Origin of the sequence: Pseudomonas tehranensis (assembly GCF_014268615.1) — a bacterium.
Classification (GTDB): Bacteria; Pseudomonadota; Gammaproteobacteria; order Pseudomonadales; family Pseudomonadaceae; genus Aquipseudomonas; species Aquipseudomonas tehranensis.
On the sequence record NZ_JABWQV010000495.1, the window covers coordinates 1 to 562 of the forward strand.

Consider the following 562-nt stretch of genomic DNA (forward strand, 5'->3'; position numbering starts at 1 on the left):
CGTCATCGCGAGCAGGCTCGCTCCCACATTAGGTCGCTGGGTTGGGCTAAAAGCGGTTTCACTTCATAACCGTTCGGGATAAAGCTTATTCGAAAGCAATCTGTGTCCGGATGGCATTTCTCCCTGTGCATAGGCGTCTTATCTGAGGAACCGACCGTTCGGAAGCAGCGTTTCTTGAACGCAGTCAGGCTTGGGCTTTAACCAGAGAAAAAAGGAATCGGCTATGAACACATTTCTACGCGCGATGATTTTGCTGAAGGTTTTAGTGTTGCTGTCTCTCGGTTCGTCAGCGGCCTGGGCCGAATGCGATGAGCATGAAAAACAAGCGGCGTACGGGCAGGTGGCGCAGGGCGAGTTGATGCTTGCCGCGAACGAGGAACAGACGCCCGGCGATCAGGACAATGACGACTCGTCGATCGATGATCCCGATGCCGACGATGGCGATAGCCAGACGTAGAGTTGAAGCATAAAAAACCCTCCAACTCGATTGATCGTAATCGGGGAGGAGGGTATTAACTGCTCCAGCTTATCTAACCCGTGGCGAGGGAGCTTGCTCCCGCTT

1 protein-coding gene is annotated in these 562 nt (G+C 53.6%); it reads left to right on the forward strand.

The genetic code is table 11. From position 1 onward, the window contains the following. Positions 1-223: 223 nt before the first annotated feature. Positions 224-457, forward strand: a complete 234-nt coding sequence (locus tag HU811_RS27145) for a hypothetical protein (protein WP_186659211.1) — start codon at positions 224-226, stop codon at positions 455-457. The last annotated feature ends 105 nt before the right edge of the window (positions 458-562 follow it).